The sequence below is a fragment of the Methylobacterium sp. E-046 genome (genome assembly GCF_022829625.1).
Classification (GTDB): domain Bacteria; phylum Pseudomonadota; class Alphaproteobacteria; order Rhizobiales; family Beijerinckiaceae; genus Methylobacterium; species Methylobacterium longum.
Genome location: NZ_JAKSYP010000182.1, coordinates 1 through 4,141, shown reverse-complemented (window position 1 = coordinate 4,141; position 4,141 = coordinate 1). Strand labels below are relative to the sequence as shown.

The 4,141-nt window shown below is 64.4% G+C and carries 4 protein-coding genes and 1 pseudogene; 2 read left to right on the top strand and 3 right to left on the bottom strand.

The window, feature by feature from the left end; genetic code table 11:
* A partial coding sequence (locus MKK82_RS18310; RefSeq protein WP_243986438.1) for a porin occupies positions 1–162 on the bottom strand: 162 nt, incomplete at its 3' end.
* Positions 163–612: 450 nt separating this feature from the next.
* Here MKK82_RS18310 and MKK82_RS18305 point away from each other — a divergent pair.
* Positions 613–979 (top strand): annotated as a pseudogene (locus tag MKK82_RS18305) (recombinase family protein).
* Between the two features lie 247 nt (positions 980–1,226).
* Here the strand turns inward: MKK82_RS18305 and MKK82_RS18300 are convergent.
* Positions 1,227–1,568, bottom strand: coding sequence for a ribbon-helix-helix domain-containing protein (locus tag MKK82_RS18300; protein ID WP_243986437.1), 342 nt, complete (start codon positions 1,566–1,568; stop codon positions 1,227–1,229).
* Positions 1,568–2,320, bottom strand: coding sequence for a ParA family protein (locus tag MKK82_RS18295; protein WP_243986436.1), 753 nt, complete (start codon positions 2,318–2,320; stop codon positions 1,568–1,570). Before MKK82_RS18295 ends, MKK82_RS18300 begins: the two co-directional genes overlap by 1 nt.
* Positions 2,321–2,939: 619 nt before the next feature.
* On the opposite strand from MKK82_RS18295, the gene MKK82_RS18290 reads away from it, so the two are divergent.
* On the top strand, positions 2,940–4,010 hold the full coding sequence (locus MKK82_RS18290) for a molybdopterin-dependent oxidoreductase (protein WP_243986435.1): 1,071 nt from the start codon (positions 2,940–2,942) through the stop codon (positions 4,008–4,010).
* Positions 4,011–4,141 lie beyond the last annotated feature (131 nt).

Here is a 4,141-nt window from a genome sequence, read left to right as displayed (position 1 = left end):
GTCGGTGCCGGGAATGTAGAAGAAGCCGGCGCCGTAGGTGGAGCAGACGCGGACGTACTCGATCGGAACCGCCTTCTTGACCGGCAGGTCGGCGGCGTGCGCGGCGCCGACCGCCGCGAAGGCAGCGGCGGACCCGAGCAGGGAATTCTTCAAGAACTTCATCAGCAACCCCAGAACGATGAGACCCGTACCGACGGCCACGCCTGATTTTTCAGGTCGCGCCGCTCATTCTTGTTTGGGCCCGCGTCTTGGTGGCGTGCTCCGGCAAGCCCTCGATTGAGGAAGCCTGTTGGTGCCGGATCTTGCCTGAATTGCTACGCTCAGCAACATGGTTTTAATCCAGTTACATACGGGAACTGGGAACCGTGTTAGTTCCGCCACATATTTGGCAGCCGCCTTCGATCCGCTTTTTCGATGTCACCTGCAGAACATCCGACGGCCATACCATCACGGCTCGGCCGGCTCGTACACAACCCCCACTGCGTTTGCGGCGGATGATCATGACACGGGTTTGAGAGGCGTCCCGCGGAGGCTGCGGTGTGTCCGCCGCGTCATCGCGGGCGGGTGTTTCATCGGGTTAAACGTCCGTCACACCCGTCAGTATAGGGCGCCGTGGCTTTCTTTGTCTCCTACCTGCGGGTCTTGATTGAGCAGCATGGCCGATCCGGGCTGGAGGCGCAGCGGCGAGCTGTGGCCGACTTCCTCGCGGGTGGCTCGTGGGGCCACGTAGCCGAACTGGTCGAGGTCGAGAGCGGCTCCCGGGACAACCGTCCTCGCCTCTCGGAAGCCATGGCGCTCTGCCGGCTCCATGGGGCCACGCTGGTGATCGCCAAGCTCGGCCGGCGTCCGGTTCGTGGTGGCCCACAAGCCGGAGGCGAACGAACTGGTGGTCGGCATCATGGCGGTGGTCGCCCAGGCCGAACGCACGATGATCTCGACCCGGACCAAAGCGGCCTTGGCGGCTCGCGAAGGGCTGTAGCGTGCGGCTTGGCGAGCCAGAGAACCTGTCGAACCGCGAGGTCGGGCAGGTGCGCAGCAGGGCGCGCTAGACCCAACGGGCCGCGGAACGAGCCATGGACCTCGCCCACTCATCACCAACGTGCAGGCCCTAGGGCGCCGTCTCGCTTCGACAGATCGCGGGGGCGCTGAATGCGAAAGGCATCCCAGCGGCGTGCAGCGGGTGCTGGCAGCGTGTCAACACATCAACACGTTGACGTGTTGACAAGTCAGCGTGTTTTCGCGAGGCGTCCTTTACCCCTCTTGGCGAGAAGATCGTTGATCGCCTCCATCATCACGTCCTGTGTGGTCATGTCGGTGTCGAGGCCCACCAGCTTGATCATTCGGTAGACCTCGGGTTCGACCCACACGGTGATCCCGCGCGCGCCCTGGCGCGTGGCGGGGCGCTTGGTCTTAGTATCCTTGATAGACCGGGAGGCCGCCGGAGCCTGGACCGGAGCAGCCTCTGAAGTATCCTCGGGCGTTACGACCGCGGGAGGCTCATCCCGGCGCCCGGTCGAGACGCTATCGGTTACGGCGGCGCGGAGGCTGAAACGAGGTGCGGCGCTCATCAGGCAGCCTCGATGTTGGCAGGCTGCGAGAGGACGAGGCCGATCTGATTGGCCACCCACCGGAACAGATCCTCGATTTCCGTCGCCGCCCGCCCCGCAGGTTCAATTTCCTGAGCGGTCCGGCCCGGGATGAAGCCACGCGAATAGCTAACACGCTGGTAGACCGCGCCCCTGTAGACGGGAATGTCACGTTCGCGCAGGCCGGCGCGTGCCTCCTCCAGATCGAACTCCGTCGAGGTGTTGCAAGCGTTGAACACGACCCACGATGGCTTGCGGGCGATGGTCGTGAGGTCGTGAGTCTGCCCTATCGCGTCGATATCGAGGATCGAGGCACGGCAGGGGATCAGCACGAGGTCGGACGCCTTGCAGGCCACGAGGGCCGGTCGGTCCGCATGCGGCGCACTGTCGATAATAAGGAGATCGAGCCCGCCGGCCGCAGCCTGGGCTTTCACGTGTTCGAGCTGCTCTGCCGATGTGACCACCGCCTCTGGATGGTCCTTGCGGCGCTCGGACCATTTCCACGCGGATGATTGCGGATCGAGATCTGCGATCGCGACTTGGAGACCTGCGCGATGAGCCGCCACGGCAAGGTGCAAAGCCAACGTCGTTTTTCCGGCTCCGCCTTTCTGCGAAACGAGGGCGAGTGTGCGCATTGTGTTGACCTTCTGACGGGCTGACGGGCTGACGGGCTGACGGATCATCGCGGTACCGCGTTTACACTTCATCACCGTGACAGGATGAAAAGGCAACATGACAGCATTTTGACGCGACAAATTGTTGACATGTCAACGCGATGACACGTTGTTCGCCCTGCATATGAATTTCTGTGAGCCTTGTTTAGACGTGCGTCGCCTGCCTAGCCCATCGAGCTGCTCGCTCAATCCTCCGGCGTTACGCAGGTCCCCATGAAGGCTTTCCGCTCTGGCCCTTCCTTGAGCTTCTGACTATCCGCGCGCTGCCGGCAACGATCGAGCACGGCCGGATCAACGGCTGACGCAGCTTCCTCGCCAGCCGGTATCGTGCCTGGCGCAGGCTTTCGAGGCGGCTCGGGTGGGCTCTGTGCGCTTCCTGCCGCAGGTAGGCAGGCGAGGGCAATCGGAGCGGCGAAGAGCCAGGAGCGTTGCATGGGTGTCCGCCATTGCTTCGGTCAGACGGACATCGTGAGCATCATCTGAGGCGAAGGTACGACCCTGTGATCTCGCCCGCATCATGGACCAATCGGGCCACCGGGATCCGCGGACCGTGGTTGGATACATCCGGCGGGCGAACGCCTTCAAGGATCACTGCGGGAGCGGGTTCTTGTAGCAGGCACTCTGCCGCGACCGAACGAGGGGAAGCGCGTTCCCACCTTGTATCGAGGAGCAGCCCCGGATGTCGGACTTGGCCGAGCGTAAGGCACGCCTGATCGTTCATGGGGACGCGCCCTACAACGCCGAGCCGCCCCTCGCTCGGCTACGTGCGGCCTACCGCACGGCAGCCGATGACTTCTACGTGCGGTCCCACGGTGACCTTCCTGAGATCGACGCGGACCGCTACCGTCTCAGCGTCGACGGTGCGGTCTCAACTGCGCTGGAGCTGTCGCTGCACGGATTGCAGTCGCGGTTTCCCCAAACCACCGTGACCGCCACGATGCAGTGTGCGGGCAACCGCCGCGCTGACTTGCGCGCGGTGGCGCCAGTCTCCGGCGATCCCTGGGACGGCGGGGCGATCGGAACCGCCGACTGGACCGGCGCGCGGTTGAGCGACGTGCTTCGCGAGGTGGGGATCACCGAGGGCGCGAACCTGCACGTCGCGTTTGAGAGCCACGACCGAGTCGAGGGCCATCCCTACGGTGCCTCGATCCCGCTCGCTAAAGCGCTCGCGCCCGAGACCCTGCTGGCCTTCGCGATGAACGGCGAGCCGCTGCTGCCCGAGCACGGCTTCCCGCTACGCGCTGTCGTGCCGGGCTTTGCAGGCGTGCGCAGCCCGAAATGGCTGAAGCGCATCACCGTGCAGGACCATCCGTCCGACAACCCGATCCAGGCCCGCGACTACAAGCTTTTCCCGCCGGACGTGACCGCGGAAACCGCCGACCCGGCCAAGGGGCACACCATCAACACCATGCCGCTCAACTCCGTTATCTGCGAACCGGCGCGAGGTGCGAACCTGAAAGCCGGGCCGAACGTCGTCACTGGCTATGCCGTGTCCGGAGATCGCGGCGTGGTTCGGGTCGATCTCTCTTGCGACGGCGGTAGAACATGGGCGCAAGCCGCCCTGCAGCACGATGTTGGCGCACCCTTCGCGTGGACGTTCTGGACAATCGACCTCGACCTGCCCGCCGGGGAGCATGAGTTGGCGGTGCGAGCGTGGGATGAGGCTGGACAGACACAGCCCGCCAATCCCGACGACACTTGGAACTACAAGGGCTACCTCAGCGCCGCTTGGCACCGCGTGTGTGATTAGGCGTGGAATAAGGACCCCGTTTTCGGGGTGATCGGCGTCCAAACGGGACCCCCAGGACAAGTCATCCACACTGCCTTCCGGCTCGAACGGGAGGCTTGCGCGGGATGTTGGTCGTGGAGACGGTCGCAAAG

What these genes read in the sequence shown, in the direction of transcription:
- MKK82_RS18300 (WP_243986437.1), bottom strand. Translation starts at nt 1,568, where the DNA reads ATGAGCGCCGCACCTCGTTTCAGCCTCCGCGCCGCCGTAACCGATAGC.
- MKK82_RS18295 (WP_243986436.1), bottom strand. Translation starts at nt 2,320, where the DNA reads ATGTTGCCTTTTCATCCTGTCACGGTGATGAAGTGTAAACGCGGTACC.
- MKK82_RS18290 (WP_243986435.1), top strand. Translation starts at nt 2,940, where the DNA reads ATGTCGGACTTGGCCGAGCGTAAGGCACGCCTGATCGTTCATGGGGAC.